19 protein-coding genes are annotated in these 16330 nt (G+C 68.0%); 12 read left to right on the forward strand and 7 right to left on the reverse strand.

What is annotated here, in order from left to right; translation table 11 throughout:
* Positions 1-26 precede the first annotated feature (26 nt).
* Entirely contained in the window at positions 27-284 is a 258-nt protein-coding gene (locus tag M1L36_RS02620; RefSeq protein ID WP_250872160.1) for a DUF6199 family natural product biosynthesis protein, read from the forward strand.
* A gap of 9 nt (positions 285-293) precedes the next feature.
* On the opposite strand, the gene M1L36_RS02625 is transcribed toward M1L36_RS02620, so the two are convergent.
* Positions 294-818 (reverse strand): GNAT family N-acetyltransferase, encoded by a 525-nt coding sequence (locus tag M1L36_RS02625; RefSeq protein WP_250872161.1) that lies wholly within the window; start codon positions 816-818, stop codon positions 294-296.
* Positions 819-953: 135 nt separating this feature from the next.
* Here M1L36_RS02625 and nth point away from each other — a divergent pair, with 135 nt between their 5' ends.
* Complete coding sequence (nth, locus tag M1L36_RS02630; RefSeq protein ID WP_250872162.1) at positions 954-1637, forward strand: endonuclease III; 684 nt, start codon at positions 954-956, stop codon at positions 1635-1637.
* A gap of 44 nt (positions 1638-1681) precedes the next feature.
* Here nth and M1L36_RS02635 read toward each other — a convergent pair whose 3' ends face one another.
* Complete coding sequence (locus tag M1L36_RS02635; RefSeq protein ID WP_250872163.1) at positions 1682-2179, reverse strand: DUF7321 family protein; 498 nt, start codon at positions 2177-2179, stop codon at positions 1682-1684.
* A gap of 151 nt (positions 2180-2330) precedes the next feature.
* On the opposite strand from M1L36_RS02635, the gene M1L36_RS02640 reads away from it, so the two are divergent.
* The 8 genes from M1L36_RS02640 (at position 2331) to M1L36_RS02675 (ending at position 7775) form a co-directional block, all read left to right on the forward strand.
* Positions 2331-3191, forward strand: coding sequence for a DUF7319 domain-containing protein (locus tag M1L36_RS02640; protein ID WP_250872164.1), 861 nt, complete (start codon positions 2331-2333; stop codon positions 3189-3191).
* A gap of 67 nt (positions 3192-3258) precedes the next feature.
* The gene (locus M1L36_RS02645) at positions 3259-3969 is read left to right on the forward strand and encodes a plastocyanin/azurin family copper-binding protein (protein WP_250872165.1); all 711 of its coding nucleotides are present in this window, start codon (positions 3259-3261) and stop codon (positions 3967-3969) included.
* Positions 3969-4355, forward strand: a complete 387-nt coding sequence (locus tag M1L36_RS02650; RefSeq protein ID WP_250872166.1) for a DUF7318 family protein — start codon at positions 3969-3971, stop codon at positions 4353-4355. The genes M1L36_RS02645 and M1L36_RS02650 overlap by 1 nt, the downstream gene beginning before the upstream one ends.
* 2 nt (positions 4356-4357) lie before the next feature.
* Complete coding sequence (locus tag M1L36_RS02655) at positions 4358-5200, forward strand: Rieske (2Fe-2S) protein (RefSeq protein WP_250872167.1); 843 nt, start codon at positions 4358-4360, stop codon at positions 5198-5200.
* A 29-nt stretch (positions 5201-5229) separates the two neighbouring features.
* Positions 5230-6039: a cytochrome b gene (locus M1L36_RS02660; RefSeq protein ID WP_250872168.1), complete on the forward strand. Its 810-nt coding sequence runs from the start codon at positions 5230-5232 to the stop codon at positions 6037-6039.
* A 198-nt stretch (positions 6040-6237) separates the two neighbouring features.
* Entirely contained in the window at positions 6238-7002 is a 765-nt protein-coding gene (locus M1L36_RS02665) for a cytochrome b family protein (protein ID WP_250872169.1), read from the forward strand.
* Positions 7003-7028: 26 nt separating this feature from the next.
* Entirely contained in the window at positions 7029-7520 is a 492-nt protein-coding gene (locus tag M1L36_RS02670) for a DUF7315 family membrane protein (protein ID WP_250872170.1), read from the forward strand.
* Positions 7521-7529: 9 nt separating this feature from the next.
* Positions 7530-7775: a DUF7314 family protein gene (locus M1L36_RS02675; RefSeq protein ID WP_250872171.1), complete on the forward strand. Its 246-nt coding sequence runs from the start codon at positions 7530-7532 to the stop codon at positions 7773-7775.
* A gap of 69 nt (positions 7776-7844) precedes the next feature.
* Here the strand turns inward: M1L36_RS02675 and M1L36_RS02680 are convergent, their stop codons facing one another.
* The 4 genes from M1L36_RS02680 to M1L36_RS02695 all read right to left on the reverse strand — a co-directional run bounded on the left by M1L36_RS02680 (position 7845) and on the right by M1L36_RS02695 (position 11340).
* Complete coding sequence (locus tag M1L36_RS02680; RefSeq protein WP_250872172.1) at positions 7845-8504, reverse strand: dihydrofolate reductase family protein; 660 nt, start codon at positions 8502-8504, stop codon at positions 7845-7847.
* Positions 8505-8781: 277 nt separating this feature from the next.
* Positions 8782-9222, reverse strand: coding sequence for a DUF7313 family protein (locus M1L36_RS02685; RefSeq protein WP_250872173.1), 441 nt, complete (start codon positions 9220-9222; stop codon positions 8782-8784).
* A gap of 41 nt (positions 9223-9263) precedes the next feature.
* Positions 9264-9983 (reverse strand): NAD(+)/NADH kinase, encoded by a 720-nt coding sequence (locus M1L36_RS02690; protein WP_250872174.1) that lies wholly within the window; start codon positions 9981-9983, stop codon positions 9264-9266.
* 31 nt (positions 9984-10014) lie between these two features.
* Positions 10015-11340, reverse strand: coding sequence for a M28 family peptidase (locus tag M1L36_RS02695; RefSeq protein ID WP_250872175.1), 1326 nt, complete (start codon positions 11338-11340; stop codon positions 10015-10017).
* Positions 11341-11556: 216 nt separating this feature from the next.
* Here M1L36_RS02695 and M1L36_RS02700 point away from each other — a divergent pair, with 216 nt between their 5' ends.
* Positions 11557-12621: a polyprenyl synthetase family protein gene (locus tag M1L36_RS02700; RefSeq protein WP_250872176.1), complete on the forward strand. Its 1065-nt coding sequence runs from the start codon at positions 11557-11559 to the stop codon at positions 12619-12621.
* A 113-nt stretch (positions 12622-12734) separates the two neighbouring features.
* Entirely contained in the window at positions 12735-13781 is a 1047-nt protein-coding gene (locus M1L36_RS02705) for a M42 family metallopeptidase (protein WP_250872177.1), read from the forward strand.
* 159 nt (positions 13782-13940) lie between these two features.
* Here the strand turns inward: M1L36_RS02705 and M1L36_RS02710 are convergent, their stop codons facing one another.
* Positions 13941-16325 (reverse strand): DUF2298 domain-containing protein, encoded by a 2385-nt coding sequence (locus M1L36_RS02710; RefSeq protein WP_250872178.1) that lies wholly within the window; start codon positions 16323-16325, stop codon positions 13941-13943.
* Between the last annotated feature and the right edge of the window lie 5 nt (positions 16326-16330).

The raw sequence follows: 16330 nt of genomic DNA on the forward strand, positions 1-16330 counted from the left end.
TTGTCGTCGTCCCCTCCGTTGGACGTATGGTCCCGATAGCTCTCCCGTTCGGTGGCGGCCCCCCACTCGTCTTTCGACTGTTCGGTCTGCTCTTCGTCGCCATCGGGGTGCTGAACGTCCTCCGGCCGAAGGAGATGCTCGCTTGGAGCGTGAAGAACAAGTACGGCGTGCAGGGCGACGTCGAACCGAGCGACACACGAGCGCTCGTCCAGCGAATCGTTGGCGCGTTCATCGCACTGTTCGGAGTCGCCTTCACTCTCGGCCCGAGCACCGTCCTGCTCTGAGGTCGTCGGTCAGCCGTCGAACGCCTCGGCGAGCAGACCCCAGTACAGCACGTCGACGTGCTCGCCGCGCTCGAACGCCTCTTTCCGGTGGGTGCCCTCTCGCTGGAAGCCCACGTTCTCCAGAACGCGCCCCGACGCTTCGTTGAACTCGAACGTCCGGGCGGCGACCTTGTTCAACCGCCGTTCGCGGAAGCCGTACCGACAGACGAGGTCCACGGCCTCGGTGGCGTAGCCGTTGCCCCAGTGGTCGGGGTGGAAGAAGTAGCCCGTCTCCGCGAGGCCCCAGTCCGGGTGGAACCGGTGGAGACCGACCGTCCCCACGCGTTCGTCGTCGGCCCAGACGAGGAACTGCGCGTCCTCGTCGGTGCTCGTCGACTCGAACCACTCGCGTTCTGCGTGACCGTTCGTCGGTCTCGAACTACCGAGGTTCTGCCGAACGTCGGGGCGATTGGTGCACTCTTGGAGGAAGTCGAGGTCGTCCTCCTCGACGGTTCGCAGTTCGACACGGTCGCCAGCGAGGAACAACGGTCCCATGGGCGACACGATGGCTGACGTCGGTTTCAGTCGGTCTATCCGACAGGTCCGACTGTCGGGTCGGTCGCTTCACTCCCGAGGCTCGTCACAGTTCGGAACGACAACACCGAAGTCGCGGCCGTCCTCGGTTGCCACATGGGCGTCCCTCTCGATTCGCGCGAAGCACAGGCCGAAGAAGTCGTCGAGCGACTTCAGGAGGAGTACCCGGACTCGACCATCTCGCTGCGCTACTCGACCCGACTGGAACTGCTCGTCGCGGTCGTGCTCTCCGCACAGTGCACCGACGAGCGGGTCAACCAGGTCACCGCCGACCTGTTCGAGACCTACCGGACGCCGGCGGACTACGCGAACGCGACCGAGGAGGAACTCGCCGACGCCATCTACGGCATCACGTTCCACAACAACAAGGGCGGCTACCTCCAGGGCATCGGCGAGAAGATCGTCGAGGAGCACGACGGCGAGGTGCCCGACACGATGAGCGCGCTCACCGACCTCCCCGGCGTCGGTCGGAAGACCGCCAACGTCGTCCTCCAGCACGGCCACGACGTCGTCGAGGGTATCGTCGTCGACACGCACGTCCAGCGCCTCTCGCGGCGACTCGGGCTGACCGAGGAGGAACGCCCCGAGGCCATCGAGCGGGACCTGCTCCCGCTGGTTCCGGAGGCCCACTGGCAGGAGTTCACCCACCTGCTCATCGACCACGGACGGGCGGTGTGTGACGCTCGCAACCCCGACTGCTCGGCGTGTGTCCTCGAGGACGTCTGTCCCTCCTCGAAACTGGACTCGGACGTCGACCTCGCCAGCGGCGAGGCGTGGTGAGCGGCCGGGCGTCACCGACGTCGCGACGGCGGGGGACGACCCGGTCAGCCGACGATGTTGTACCGGACGAAGTAGCGAGCGATGCCGACGACGTACGCGAGTATCCAGAAGACGAGGTAGCCGAACACGCCGATACGGAGGCGGCGTCGCCAGAAGCGCATGTTCTCGTCACCGATCTCGTCGAGCAGGACGTCCTCGTCGTAGTCGTGGTACAGGTCGTGTTCCCACTTCGCGCGGAAGATGCGGACGATGCCTGTCGCGCCGAACGCGAGCATCGCGTACGCCTGCAACCCGAGGAACGCGTGGACCATCGCGAGGCCGTCACCGAACTGCTCGAACAGTCGCGGGAGCATCCAGACGACCAGCGGGACCGTCGTCAGCGCCAGCGCCGGGAAGATGAACGAGAGGTGGTGGGTGAGCACCCCCCACGTCACGGCCTCGGCGTCGATCATGATCCACGCGCCGTAACACAGGAGGGGGAAGCTGAGCGAGACGGAGACGGCGACCAGCGTCGCGATCTGGGTCTCGCTGAAACCGAACATACTCGATATTCGACCGGCGGTCGCATCAGCGTGCCGGATTCGGCGCCCGCCGGTCGCCCCGCCGTCCCCCACTGTCGGTCTTCTCCGGCCCCAGAAACCGACAGCGGGCGTCGTCGCAACGTCTTTAGGCCGCCCGACCCTACCCGCGGGTATGGCTGAAGGGCCGTCCACCGCCCGCTCCGACGACGCCGAGAGCGCCGCGGGCGGCGGGGACGAGACTGCCGACGGGCGCGAGGGCGCTCCCGTGGACACGCCCGACTCCACCGACGACCGCTCGCTCGAAGAGCTTCGAGCCCAGGTCGAGGAGAAGTACGACTTCGACAACTTCGGCCCCAGCGACATGGCGGAGATGACCGCCGAGGAGTGGGACGCCGTCTTCGACCCCGACTCCTGGATCACGGGGCCGGAACTGCTCGACCGCCTCGAAGCCGACCTGAAACGTCGGGTCGTCGACCGCGACGTGTTCGCCCGCATCGAGCGGTTCGAGGAGCCGGGTCGACTGGTCGCGTACGACGACGAAGGGTACGCCGTCGTCTACGAGGACGGGTCGGTCGAAGGGACGGGCCGCGTGCTCCGGGACGTCGAACCGTCGGTGGCGCTCGCGTCGATGGAGGAGTACGAGGTGCCCGAGATGCCCGACGGCGAGACTCTCCCGCGACCGATGGACGTGCCCGACGGCGGCGGCGACCTCGGCCACCAGGTGTTGCAGGTGGTCGCGGGCATCCAACTGCTGATGGGCGTCGGTCTCGTCCTCTCGCCGCTGGTCGTCGACCTCGGCCAGTCGTGGATCGTCTCGGTCGTCGCGGGTCTCGGGTTCGTCGTCATCGGCCTCCTGCTGTTCGTGGTCGTCGCCAACGCCCGACTCTCCGATAGGTTCCGGGCCGAGGAGTACCGCAACCGCCTGCGGGCGGTGGGACTCGACTCCGACGAGCGGCCGGCGTTCCTCGACGAGTTGGAGGGCGACGGTCGGCTTCCGAGCGGCGAAGACGAAACCTCCGAGGACGCCGCCTGAGGCCGGTAGCGACCCTGTAAACGTGTTCGGTGGGTTTATACGAACACGGTCCCGAGTTTGCGTGTGCATGAATAGACGGGAATTTCTCCTGGCGGCCGGCGGTGTGACCGGCTTCGCCGCCGCCACCGGAACCACCCTCGCACAAGAGGGTAACCAGAGCGGGAACGCCAGTGGGAACACCAGTGGCGGGAACGCGAGTTCCGGAAGCGGTAACGAGTCCGGTGGCGGCGGCGGTGGCGGGGGTGGCCCCGTCGACTACGGCATCTCCGGTGCCAACGGCTACGACGGTCCCGAGAGCGGGACGGACGCGACCGGGGAGTCGGAGGTCGCCATCCAGGTGGGTGTGGGGCCGAACGAGTACTCGTTCGACCCGGTAGCGGTCCACGTCGACCCCGGCACGACCATCGTCTGGGAGTGGCAGTCGTCGGGCCACAACGTCCACGCGACCAGTGGTGCGGAGTTCGAGAGTCCGCTGCAGGGCAGCGGCACCTTCGAGTGGACGGTGCCCGACGACGTCTCGGGCATCGTCGAGTACCAGTGTGACCCCCACGCCGGTAGCGGGATGCTCGGCGCGCTCGCCGTCGGTTCCGACGTGCCGCGCGCACCGGTCGGCGGTGCGGCCGCCGCCGAGGCGGACCCGAACCCCGAGCACATGGGCGTGCCCATCCAGGCGCACTGGGTCGGCATCGCGACGGTGCTCATGATCGTCTCGTCGCTCATCTTCACCTTCTTCCTCCTGAAGTACGGCGAGAGCGCCAACACCAAGGGTGGTACCTAATGAGTTCAGGCAACAACAGCTACGGTGACATCCACCGCTACGAACCGCCACGAGAGTCGACCGCCGCAGCCATCGCCATCGTCCTGCTGACGCTCATCGAAGTCGCCTTCGTCGGGATGTTCAGCTACGGGCTGGCGACCGGGTGGGGCTTCGACGAGTTCGGGAACATGTTCCTCGGCGCGCTGCTCGCGGTCATCTTCGTCGACCTCGCGTTCATCCTCCTGCTCTACCGCAAGGAGTTCCTCCCGGACGTGATGATCGTCAAGAAGCGTCGACGCAAGTGGGAGGACCTCTACATCAAGGAGTCCGACATGGAGGGCACCCAGTTCGGCGGTAACGCGTGGGAGAACGTGAAGCGCGCAGTCTACCCCTACTACAAGAAATAACGATGACAGACGACGACAAGTATCCGAGTCAGACCGGACGCCGACGCTTCGTCAAGGGCGTCGTCGGGGCGGGTGCACTCGCCGGTGTCGCGACGGGGGCGGCGGCCGCCGTCGGCACGGCGACGAACCGCTCCGGGTCCGGTGGTGGTATCACGACGTTCAAAGGCATCGAGAACACCGACGGCCCCGCCCCGCGCGGGATGCCCATCGTCCCGATCGAGATCGCCAGCGACGGCACCATCTCGGGCGTCTGGCCCGAGGTCCAGGAGGTCGACCAGGGTGGCCAGACCATCCAGGTCGCTCGACAGGACATCGGCGGCGTCACCTACAGCACCGAGTGGTTCCAGTACTGTGGCGTCCAGACGTACGAGGGCATCAAGCCCGACGCCGACCAGGAGAACGTCCTGAAGTCGGCACCCTCACCCCCGCCGGCCTACGAGTGGCAGACCGAGGTGTACTCCGAGGGCGACGCGCTCAACGTCAACGACTTCGAGGACTACGAGACCTACGGCAACGGTATCGGTCGGAGCGGTCTCGGCAAGCCAGCGATGGCGACGTGGCGCTCCGACGGGGCGGAGAACACCATCCCCGTCCAGGTCCTCCGCTCGCCGCGCGTCGAGGAACTGGCGGCCAACGACCCGTTCATGGAGGCGGCGACCTCCCAGGGTGTGATGGCGTGGCTCGACAAGTGTACCCACTTCTGCTGTGTGCCGGCGTTCAAGGGCTACGAGGGCTCGCAGACGTTCGGTGCCGGCGACGCGGTGTACTGCCAGTGTCACCAGTCCATCTACGACCCGTTCAGTATCGTCGAGAAGCAGTTCGTGGCGCTGCCACGTCCGGAATAACCAAACCACACCCACCCTAGTACTACACAATGAGTCTGGAACGCAAAGACGACCACGACCACGGCGGCTGGATGAAGAGCCGCGAGCTCTCGCCGGTCGAGCGGGGGTACCTGACGGTGCTCATCTGGCTCGACAAGCGCCTCCGCCTCGTCGACTACCTGGAGATTCTGGAGGACCTCTACTACAAGGCGAACCTCCAGATGCCCAAGAGTCACACCGAACAGTACAACCTCGACAACAAGTTCTGGTACTGGTACCCCCTGTACGCACTCGGGTCGTTCAGTACCATCGCGTACGTCGTCGCGGCGATATCGGGGGCCTTACTGGGCTTCTACTACTCGCCGTCGACGGCCGCCGCCGGCGCGGAGGGCAGCGCCACCGTCGCGTACGCCTCCATCGACTTCATCATGACGGAGCTGAACTTCGGGTTCCTGCTCCGGAGTCTCCACCGGTGGTCCGCACAGGTGATGGTCGCGGCGGTGTTCCTGCACATGCTGCGGGTGTACTTCACCGGCGCGTACAAGGAGCCGCGTGAGCTGAACTGGATCCTCGGCATCGTCCTCATCAGCCTGACGATGGTGTTCGGGTACTCCGGCTACATCCTGACGTGGGACCAGCTGGCGTTCTGGGCCGGCCAGATCGGCGTCGAGATGAGCCTCTCCATCCCGCTGGCCGGCGAGTGGGTCGCCCAGCTGCTGTTCGGCGGGTTCTCGCTCAGCCAGTCCACGCTGCAGCGGTTCTACATCCTGCACGTGTTCTTCCTGCCGTTCATCACGACGACGCTCATCGCCATCCACATCGGCATCGTCTGGATGCAGGGCATCGCCGAACCCCACTGATTCGGTCGCCCGGTCGTCCGATTTCGGACTCACCTTCTCGCGACGTCTCTCCGCCCCACCCGAACATCGACGGTGTTCTTCACCTCTTTCGACCTCGACAGACCCACGAAAACCGCCCGTGGCCGGGCGTTTCGTCGGGAACCGGCGAGCCGCCTAACACAACCTTGATACTCGGCCGGTCGCTAGCATAGCGTAGTAATGGCGCCGAGTGACGAGACGGACGAGGAAGTCCGGGCGGACGGGACCGGTATCGTCCCCCCGGACGACGAGACCCCGACGTGGGGCGAGCGGAAGGCTCGCTCACAGGGGTTGTCTCGTCTGACCTACGAGTACTTCGAACGCTCCCGTCGAGAGGACCAGGACCTCCGGATGGAGTCGAGCTACGTCGAGCGTGACGTGCTCGGCTTCCCGACGTGGCCCCACGAGATGATCCGGAATCTCGCCATCACCTCGTTCTTCGTCGGGATGATGATCTTCCTCGCGGCGACGCTACCACCGCACATCGGTGCCCCCGCGAACCCGAGTCAGACCCCCGCGGTCATCCTGCCCGACTGGTATCTCTACTGGTCGTTCGGGCTGCTCAAGCTCGGCCCGCTCAACCCCGACCTCGCCATCCTCGGCGGGCAGAAGCTGATGGCCGACCGGACGTACGGCGTGCTGGCGAACCTCGTCGTCGTCGGCTTCATCGCCATCGTGCCGTTCCTCAACAAGGGAAGCGCCCGTCGACCCGTCGAGCAGCCGTTCTGGGCGGCCGTCGGTGTGTTCGGGGTCGTCTTCTCCATCACCATCGCGGCGCTGTCGGTGAAGAACCTCGTCCCGATGGACCCTCACCTGCTGTTCGACCTGACGTTCCTGCTCCCGCCGGTCGCGGGCTTCATCGCCTACGCCGTCCTGCGGACGATGCGCGAGGGGTACATGTTCGAACTCAACCGGCGGTACTACCGGCTCCGTCCGCCGAAGTGAAGTAACCGCGACCCCTCGATTCTTCTATGGCCTCCGACACCGACCAGCCACGCCGCGACACGGATGGGGACGTCGTCGTCCCCGTCTCCCTCTACAAGGTCGTCACGGTGTTCTCGACGCTCATCGCCGTGGCGCTCGTCGTCCTCGGCTTCCTGTTCCTCGACGCGGCGACCGGGTCGGTGCGACAGGTCGCCCTCCTAGGTTGGTTCGTCGGTCTCGCGCTCATCGTCGGTGGCTACCTCGGCTACCTGACGCTGCGCTCGAACGCCCGGACGCTCGAACGACTGCTCGTCGGCGCGGTGCTGGTCGTCGTCGTCGGTATCGGTGTCCCGGGCGTGCCGGGCGTCCCGGAACTCGTCCGTGGGGCGCTGGACGCGGCGGCGCTCAGCGAGAGCCAGTATCAGGTGCTGTTCGGCGTCAGCGGCCTGGCGCTCATCGCCGGCGGCGCGGGCGTCTACATCCTCGGCACGCGCTTTCGCACCGAGGGAATGGGAAACCCTAAAGACGACGCTGACTAAGTTCCGACAATGGCTGACGAGTTCATGAAGGGGTTCGCGTTGCTCATGGTCTGCGGACTCCTCTGGATGGTGCTGGCCGGGTGGTACAACACGGCCGGCTTCGAGGAGGCACAGCTGTTCGCCGAAACGTCGGGTGCCGGGACCGTCTACGACCAGATCGGCTACGCGCTCCGCGAGGGGTTCTTCTACGCGGCCATCCTCGGCCCGCTCACGTTCTGGGTTCTCATCCCCATCAGTCGCCGGATGCGCGCCTGAACCGGCCCGCAGCTCTCTCTCTGTCGCCTCGTCTCCGAACACGGTCTCGTTTCGACCGCGATTCGTCGCTCAGGTCGCTCCGTCCTCGTCGAGTGCGAACGACCCGTAGGGAATCTCGCCCGCACGTTCGAACGTGAGCAGTTGGACTCCCGTGCTCGACGTCTCGGCGCTCGTCAGGTCGAACGCGGCGGGGACGGTGCCCGCTCCGAACAGTCGCTTTCCCTCGCCGAGTACGAGTGGGAACACCCAGAGCCACAACTCGTCGACTAGGTCGTGTGCGAGCAGCGTCTGCAACAGGTCGTGACTCCCCTGGACGAGGATGGTGTCGCCCCGCTCCGTCTTGAGGTCGGTGACGGCCGTCGCGACGTCGCCCGACAGGAGTCGGCTGTTGTCCCAGGAGACGGTGTCGAGCGTCCGCGAGGCGACGTACTTGGGCATCCGGTTCAGTTTCGCCGCGACGGGGTCGTCCCGGCTGTCGACGCTCGGCCAGTGGCCGGCGAAGATGTCGTAGGTTCGTCGCCCGAGGAGGAGGGCGTTGGCCGTGGCGAACTGCTCGTCCATACGCTCGCCCATCGTCTCGTCCCAGTAGTCGACCGACCACCCGCCGTGTTCGAACCCGCCCGCGCGGTCCTCGTCGGGACCACCCGGAGCCTGCATCACGCCGTCGAGCGTGAGGAAGGCACCGACGACGAGTCTGCCGGACGTGTCGGTCGTCTGTGCGTCGTCCATGGCTCATCCTGTCCGCCCCGAGAGATAGCTGTATCCGTCGTGTCAGTTCTGGACCACACTGGGCCTCCGTTCGGGCGATGCGTCGGGACACGGCGCACGAGGACGCACGGGACTGCGAGAAGTGGGGCGGCGGGCAGTGGTGGAGAACGGAGACAACGGAGGAGCGAGGAGAGCGAGAGTGGGTGGAGAGCGCGAGGGCAGCAGCGGTGGGTGGAGAGAGTGGAGGGGCGCGGAGGACGAGCAGAGGAGGGGACCGCTGCGGACCGCGGGGCCGCGTTCAGACGACCTGCGTCCAGAGCGGCTTGACGAAGTCGAACAGCGTCAGGTAGCTGATGTACATCAACACGAGCACCGACGCGGCGATGGAGGCCTTCGGCCGGTCGATGGTGAACTCCTGGCGAATCTCGACGAGTCGGGACTCGAACTCGAACAGGTCGGTGATGACCATGCCGACGACGAGCACCGACAGCACGGTGCCGGCGTGGGACTGGACGCTGGCGAAGTAGAACGAAGCGACGACCAGCAGGAAGTTCGTCGCGACGCGAATCGCGTTCCGCGAGACGGCCTCGACACCCCCGTCACGTGCTTGGCTGACGATAGAGCGGTACTCGAACGCTCTGGCACCCATGTTGACGAGCACCAGCGCGAGTACGACGAATCCGATGTACGGTCGAAGCACCGTGTCGACCACACCGAACAGTGAGGCGAACGCGTCCATACTCTACACCCGGAGACACACCCATTAGAGCCTTTCCAAAATCACTGCCCCGGCGGGCGCACGAACGGGACGACGCCGGCCGGGCGAACGCGAACCGGCTGGTCGGGCGTCACCGTCCCCACCCGCGTCGCGTCGGCGTACCACTCGACGGGTGCGTCCTCCCGTTCGACCCGAACCGTCGTCTGTGCAGTCGGGAGCACCCACCGGTCGGCCCCGATGGCGAACGGCGAGATGGGGACCGCGACCAGCGAGTCGGCGTCGGGCGCGAGCACCGGTCCGCCCGCGTCGTGGGCGTAGCCGTGACTCCCCAGCGGCGTCGCGAGGACGGCCCCGTCGGCACGGAACCGGTCGACCTGTCGACCGTCGCTCCGGACCGAGAACTCCGAGATACGGGCGGGTTCGGCGGTGACGAGGGTCACGTCGGCTAGCGCCGTCGCCCGTTCGTCTCCACACTCGACGGCGAGCAACGGTTGTGGCGTCGTCTCGACGGCTCCCGACGCCACTGCGGGGAGCAGGTCGGCGGCCCGCTCGCGAGAAACCGAGAGCGGACCGTCGACGTCGACTGCGAGGACGGGGGTGTCGGTGGGGGTCGCGGCGGCCACCGCGTCGAGTCCCGTCTCGCCGACGGCGACGAGGACGTCGGCGTCCGCTGGGTCGGGGACGTGCTCGGCGTCGGCGGTGGCGAGCGCCCCCGCCTCGGCACCGACCACGGCGAAGCGGACGTCGCCCGTCGGGCGGACCTCCGCGCCCTCGTCGTTCATGCCCGACTCGTCGGGTGGGGTCGGCAAAAGCCTACGGTAAGTCGCCCGTGATACGCAGGCCGGCCGCCTGATCCTCCCGCTCCAGCGCGTCGATGATCTCGTCGCGCGACTGCCGTGCGAGCGTCGTCTCCCCGTCGGCGAGGCGGACGGTGAGGTCGGTCAGCAAGACGGCTTGTTCGCGGAGGTCCCGGACGTCGAGTTTGTCGAGTGTGTCCGCTCGGGTGTGACCCCAGCCACGCCCCCGGTCCTCGCTCTCGCTCATGAAGTGGACCGACGGGACGCCGCCTTCGAGGACGAACGGCCAGTGGTCGCTGTGGGGGCCCTGTTGGGGGTTGGTCTTGACGGGGTGGTCGAAGCGTTCGGCCGTCTCCCGGATGACGGCGTCGAGGTCGTCGAACCCGTGGGTGAACCCGCTGAGCGTCCGGCCACCGACGACGCCGTCGCAGTTGAGGATGGCCTTCACGTCGTCGAGGGCCATCCGGTCGGCGGCGTACTCCGAGCCGACGAGACCGACCTCCTCGGCCCCGAACGCGACGAACCGCACTGCGGTGTCGAGTTCCTCTTCGCGCATCGCCAGCGCGCTGGCGAGTTCGACGACCATCGCCGTCCCCGCGCCGTTGTCCATCGCCCCCTCGGCGATGTCGTGGGCGTCGACGTGGCTCGTCACCAGCACCTCCTCGTCGGTGTCGGGACCGAGCACCGCGTGGACGTTCTGACTGGTCGCGGTCTCGTAGGTGCAGTCGACACTCACCGTCACCTGCTCGCCCTCGAACCGCCGCAGGAGGCGCGACCCCAACTCGCTGGAGACGCCGACGGCGGGCACGTCGCCGATGGGCGAGTCGGCGGTTCCGACGCTCCCGGTCGGGGCCAGACAGCCCTCGACGTGGTTCTCGAACACGAACGCGCTCGCGCCGGCCTGGACCGCCCGGTAGTACTTCTCGCGGCGGTGGATGAACCGCTCGTAGTAGTCCGGCACGGTCGAGGAGCAGACGACGACCTTTCCCGAGAGGTCGGCCTCGAAGTCCTCGGGGAGGCCGTAGCCGAGGTCGACCAGTTCGCCGCTCGCCTCGCCTGCCGGCGAGCGCGGGAGGGCGAGGCAGTCCCAGCTCCGCTCGGTGGCGACGGTCTCCTCGCCGGCCGCGATTCCGCTCGTCCCGCGCTCCCAGCCCTGAATCTCGAACTCCTCGAGGTGGGCGTCGCGTGCGCCCGTGTCCGAGAGCGCGTCGCGGGTAGCTTCCGCGGCCCGTCGCTCGCCCTCGCTGCCGGCCATCCGGTCGCCGACGTCGACGAGCGTCTCCAGGTGGTCCCAGCCGCGTCGGCTGGTGAACGTCACGCCGATCCAGCTATCTCTGCTCATACGCGCGGTCCGTGACGCCCTCACCTAACGGTTGTGACCCGTGTTCGCGGCGAGCACGGGGAGGTGCGTGCAGGGGGCGGCAGTCGACCGCGGTCGCGTCGAGCACGGTGGGCTGCCAACACTGGCGGTCGGCTCCGAGCAGGTCCGAGCCCTTCCGGACACGTGAATCCTCGAATGGCGAGACTTTTAGCCACGGGCCCGCCACGTCCGGGTATCATGCGGGACGTACTCGACGAGTGGCGGCCGGTCGTCGACGAGGAGATCGCGCGGCTCCTCCCACCGGAGGTCGACGAGGCGTACCTCACCGACTTCTTCGGTGAGCCGACCTACGAGTACGACCCCACGGCGATTCAGGAGGCGCTCGCCGACCCCATCTGGGACCTCCTCGAACGCGGCGGCAAGCGCTGGCGGGCCGTCCTCTTCCTGTTGTTCGTCGACGCGTTCGGCGAGGACCCCGAAGCGTACCTCCCCTACGCCTGCATCCCCGAGATACTCCACAACGGCACCATCATCGTCGACGACGTCGAGGACGGTGCGGAGATGCGCCGCGGGGGACGGGCGCTCCACCACGACCACGGCACCGACGTCGCGCTCAACGCCGGGAACGCGATGTACTTCCTGCCGCTGAAGATCATCACGCGCAACCCCGGGAACCTCGCCCCCGACACGCGACTGGCGGCCTACGAGATGCTGATGGACGAGCTCAACCGGACGCACCTCGGGCAGGGGATGGACATCTGCTGGCACAACCACGAACGCATCGAGGTCTCCGAGACGGCGTATCTGGAGATGTGTGCCTGCAAGACCGGCTGTCTCGGGCGCATCGTCGCCCGACTCGCGGCCATCGTCACGGGCCAGGACAGCGCGACCGAACACGCCGTCGCGGACTACGCCGAGCGCATGAGCGTCGCGTTCCAGATCGCCGACGACGTTCTCGACATCGAGACGGCGATGGAGGCCGGCGGCGAGTTCGGGAAGGGCGCGGGCAACGACATCCGCGAGGGCAAGAAGACGCTCATGACCATCCACGCCGCCGAGCACGCTCCCGCCGAGGACGTCGCGCGGATGGAACAGCTGCTGTGGGCCGAGGAGAACACCGACGCGGAGGTCCGGGCGGTCGTCGACATCCTCACCGAGACCGGCAGCGTCGAGTACGCTCGCAGTCAGGCGCACTCGCTGTCAGACAGCGCGCTCGACCACCTCGCGTCGGTCGACCTCGAACCCGAACCCGCCGAGCAGTTGGCGGCGTTCGCCCGGTTCGTCGTCGAGCGCGAGGTCTGACCCGACTGCCGGCACCCGACCGGACCTCTCTCCTGCTCCTCCCTCAGGCTCGCTGACAGCCCGCCGCGGGTCGAATTCCCATGACTCATGTAGACAACCACCGACGTCCGGGTATGAGCGAGACCACGTTCGACTTCGACCTGCTCCGAGAACTCACCGAGGAACGGGGCGTCCCCGGCTACGAGGATCGCGTTCGCGACGTCGTCCGTCGCGAACTCGAGGAGACGACCGACAGCGTCACCACCGACGCGATGGGCAACGTCGTCGGGACGCTGGAGGGCGAGAGCGACTACTCGGTCGCCGTCGCGGCCCACATGGACGAGATCGGGTTCATGGTCCGCAACGTCACGAAAGAGGGCTTCCTCCAGCTCGACGCCCTCGGCGGCTGGGACCCCCGCGTGCTGCGCGCCCAGCGCGTCACCGTCCACACCGAGGGTGGCGACCTGACGGGCATCATCGGCTCGCCAGCGCCCCACGGCGGGTCCGACGACGACGAACCGGACGTCCACGACGTCCACGTCGATATGGGGTTGGCCGTCGACGCGGTCGAGGAGCGCGTCAGCGTCGGCGACCTCGTCACGATGGACCAGACGACCGTCCGCGTCGGCGACCTCGTCACCGGGAAGTCCCTCGACGACCGGGTGTGCGTCTTCCAGATGCTCGAAGCCGCCCGGCGCATCGAGACCCCGCCCGTGACCATCCACTTCTGTGCCACAGTCCAAGAGGAGATCGGCCTGCGCGGGGCACAGGCGCTCGGCGTCGACGTCGACCCGGACCTCGCCGTCGCGCTCGACGTCACCGTCGCCAACGACGTGCCCGACGCCGAGGACGGCGAGGAGGTCACCGAACTCGGCGACGGCGCTGCCATCAAGCTCAAGGACTCCTCCGTGGTGACGAACCCGAAGGTCAACCGTCGGATGCGCTCGGTCGCCGACGACGAGGAGATTCCGTACCAACTGGAGGTGCTGCCGTCCGGCGGCACCGACACCGCGGGCTTCCAGAACACGTTCGGCGCGAAACCCGTCGGTGCCATCTCGATTCCGACGCGCTACCTCCACACCGTCACCGAGAGCGCCCACGTCGACGACGTCGCCGCCGCCATCGACCTCCTCGTCGCCGTCCTCGAGACGGAGACGGGCGAGGAGGACTACACGCTATAAGACCGTTTTACGCCTCGGGTGTGCCGGAGGCACACCGCTCGGCGCAAAACCCTCTACGAAAAAGGCCGTTCGACGCGCGAGGCGCGTCTCACGGTGGACCGCGCTCGCTCGCGATGCTCGTTCGCGCGGACGTTCTGGTCGTGTCTCCTCGGCTCGCGTTCAGCTATCGCTCGCGTTCTCGCCCGTCGCGGGCAACTGCGACTGGTCCACCGCGTAGAGGGTGACACCCTGGAACTGCTCCTCGACGCGCACACCGGGGACGTCCTCGAAGGAGACGTCGGCTCCGAACTCGTCGCGCTCTCTCGGCCCGACGTAGACGTAGTCCACGTCGTACTCCGCGAGGAGGCGAGCGCGTTCGTCGGGACTCCCCACGAACATCCGGGCGGCGTCGCTCGCGCGCTCCCGGTAGGTCTCCTCGCCGCGGTAGCCGATTTCGTGTGCCCAGCCGGCGACCGACATGTGGCCGGTGAGACTCGACTCGGGGTTGGTCCACTGGTAGGTCTTCCAGCCCGGGGCGGCGGCGATGGTGACCTGACCCGGTCGCTCGTCGAGCCACACGATGGCTGCGGCCTCGTCGCCGTGGTAGTTCTCGACGAACTGTGTCCCGTCGAGCGTCGGCTCCTCGGGGACGTACAGCTCCTGGGCGTCCGGGTCGTAGTACCCCGGTTCCGCGGTGAAGTGGTCGGCCATCGCCAACCCGCCGTAGATGGACGTGCTGACGACCAGCAGGACGGCGAGCACCGTCGCGGGTCGCACCCGGTCGAGCATGGCGCGGTCCGCGCTGGCGAACGAGGCGAGCGACGGGGCAGGCGTCGCCCGGGCGACGAGCCCCGCCAGCGCCGCCCCTGCGGCGGGTGCCCAGAGTACCCACACCTGCGCGTACGTCTTGAACACCGTGTTCATCCGACCGGGACCGGCCTCCTCCTTGAGGTACACGAGGTCGACGAGCAGGACCACGCCCGCAGCGGCGAGGACGAGCACCGTCACGAAGCTGGTGTCGAGGTCGGCGGCGCGACGCGCCCGGAGCAGGAGCCACGCCCCCGCGCCCAGCGGGACGAGCAGGCCGAGCACGGCGACCCCGGCCCCCCACGTCAGAAGCGCGAGCGCGAGCCAGCCGAGGAGCACGGCGGCGAGGCGTGAGGCGTCGAGGTCGACGACGTCGCGTGCACGACCGACGAGGAACGGGACGAACACGAGGAGGAAGCCGCCGTGGACGACGAACAGCCCCCACAGCGAGCTCCGGTTCTCGACGAGTTCGACCGACCGACCGCTGGCGGTGCCCGACCAGAACATCGCGGACCCTGCCACCGCGAGCACGGCCAGAACGCCGGTGACGAGGAGCGCGCCGCCGGTCCAGCGCAGTTCGGTGCGGGCCCACGACGGGAGCGACCGTCGCAGCCGTTGACATGTCCCCCGAGAGAGCGGGGAGGCCTCGCGACCCCCGAACCGGCTCGACAGGAGCGTCAGCGGGTCGCTCGGCGCGAAGGTGACCGCCAGCCACGCGACGCCGAGGACGGTCGGGAACGACCACGTGTTGACAACGGCGACGAGCGCGGCGTCGACGGCGACGAGCGAGAGCAGGCCCCGGCGTCGCCACAGCGTCGCCTCGGGCGTTCGGTAGTACGAGAGCGAGAGCGTCACCGCCAGCAGCATGAACGGCGTGCTCATCATGTGCGCGTGGAGGTCGCCGTTGAGGAACGCGAACAGCGGGAACTCGTTGATGGTCCCCGGGATGACCCGACTCGCCCCCCAGTAGGTGAACTTCGAGAGGGGGGCGGTCATCGACCCGCCCCACGCGTCGGGGGTCGTTCCGAGGAGGGCGGCGAGCGCACCGACGACGGCGTCGGGCAGTGCGTTGTACAGGACGCGAATCGGCGTCGCGAGGTTGCTGGCGACGCCGACGAACAGCGCGCCGAACGTCGCGGCCGTGGTCCGCGAGGCCGGGAGGCGGTCGGCCAGCGACCCCGCGAGGCCGTAACCCGCGGTGACGAGCATCGCGTAGAACCCCGCGAGCGCGAGGTTGTACGCGTAGCGCGGGGCGGTGAACGTCGCCTTCGTCAGCATCGCGGCGAGCATGTGCCCGCCGTAGTAGTACTGGACGCGCTCGCCGGCGAACCACGGGTCGAGCGGCGGGAGGCGGTCGGCACGCAACAGCGCCTTCACCAGCGAGTAGTCGAGGAACTTCTCGCCCGCGGTGGCGTGGATGGCCGGATCGACCGCCCGAACCGCGACCAGAAACAGGAACGCGAGGACGAACACGAGTGCCGTCTCGACGGCGACGCGGGGGTCCGGGCGCGCCCCGGAGTGGACCGCGAGTGCGGAGGCGGCGAGCAGGACGACGACGCCGACGGCGATGGCAGGCCACCCGAACGCGACGTGGCCGACGACCCACGCGACGAACCCCGAGACGAGCAGCGTCGCGGGGATGGCGACGCCGGCACCGCGGTCGGACAGCGACGGGGTCAACGCGGCGACGATGGGGAGGCCGACGGCGTAGAGGGCGAGAAACGCCACCAGCCACCGGAGAACGAGACCGACTTCCATACCGG

Origin of the sequence: Halomarina rubra (genome assembly GCF_023699475.1) — an archaeon.
GTDB lineage: Archaea > Halobacteriota > Halobacteria > Halobacteriales > Haloarculaceae > Halomarina > Halomarina rubra.

Coding starts and splice junctions, on each gene's coding strand:
- M1L36_RS02620 (WP_250872160.1), top strand. CDS start 27: ATGGTCCCGATAGCTCTCCCGTTCGGTGGCGGCCCCCCACTCGTCTTT.
- M1L36_RS02625 (WP_250872161.1), bottom strand. CDS start 818: ATGGGACCGTTGTTCCTCGCTGGCGACCGTGTCGAACTGCGAACCGTC.
- nth (WP_250872162.1), top strand. CDS start 954: ATGGGCGTCCCTCTCGATTCGCGCGAAGCACAGGCCGAAGAAGTCGTC.
- M1L36_RS02635 (WP_250872163.1), bottom strand. CDS start 2,179: ATGTTCGGTTTCAGCGAGACCCAGATCGCGACGCTGGTCGCCGTCTCC.
- M1L36_RS02640 (WP_250872164.1), top strand. CDS start 2,331: ATGGCTGAAGGGCCGTCCACCGCCCGCTCCGACGACGCCGAGAGCGCC.
- M1L36_RS02645 (WP_250872165.1), top strand. CDS start 3,259: ATGAATAGACGGGAATTTCTCCTGGCGGCCGGCGGTGTGACCGGCTTC.
- M1L36_RS02650 (WP_250872166.1), top strand. CDS start 3,969: ATGAGTTCAGGCAACAACAGCTACGGTGACATCCACCGCTACGAACCG.
- M1L36_RS02655 (WP_250872167.1), top strand. CDS start 4,358: ATGACAGACGACGACAAGTATCCGAGTCAGACCGGACGCCGACGCTTC.
- M1L36_RS02660 (WP_250872168.1), top strand. CDS start 5,230: ATGAGTCTGGAACGCAAAGACGACCACGACCACGGCGGCTGGATGAAG.
- M1L36_RS02665 (WP_250872169.1), top strand. CDS start 6,238: ATGGCGCCGAGTGACGAGACGGACGAGGAAGTCCGGGCGGACGGGACC.
- M1L36_RS02670 (WP_250872170.1), top strand. CDS start 7,029: ATGGCCTCCGACACCGACCAGCCACGCCGCGACACGGATGGGGACGTC.
- M1L36_RS02675 (WP_250872171.1), top strand. CDS start 7,530: ATGGCTGACGAGTTCATGAAGGGGTTCGCGTTGCTCATGGTCTGCGGA.
- M1L36_RS02680 (WP_250872172.1), bottom strand. CDS start 8,504: ATGGACGACGCACAGACGACCGACACGTCCGGCAGACTCGTCGTCGGT.
- M1L36_RS02685 (WP_250872173.1), bottom strand. CDS start 9,222: ATGGACGCGTTCGCCTCACTGTTCGGTGTGGTCGACACGGTGCTTCGA.
- M1L36_RS02690 (WP_250872174.1), bottom strand. CDS start 9,983: ATGAACGACGAGGGCGCGGAGGTCCGCCCGACGGGCGACGTCCGCTTC.
- M1L36_RS02695 (WP_250872175.1), bottom strand. CDS start 11,340: ATGAGCAGAGATAGCTGGATCGGCGTGACGTTCACCAGCCGACGCGGC.
- M1L36_RS02700 (WP_250872176.1), top strand. CDS start 11,557: ATGCGGGACGTACTCGACGAGTGGCGGCCGGTCGTCGACGAGGAGATC.
- M1L36_RS02705 (WP_250872177.1), top strand. CDS start 12,735: ATGAGCGAGACCACGTTCGACTTCGACCTGCTCCGAGAACTCACCGAG.
- M1L36_RS02710 (WP_250872178.1), bottom strand. CDS start 16,325: ATGGAAGTCGGTCTCGTTCTCCGGTGGCTGGTGGCGTTTCTCGCCCTC.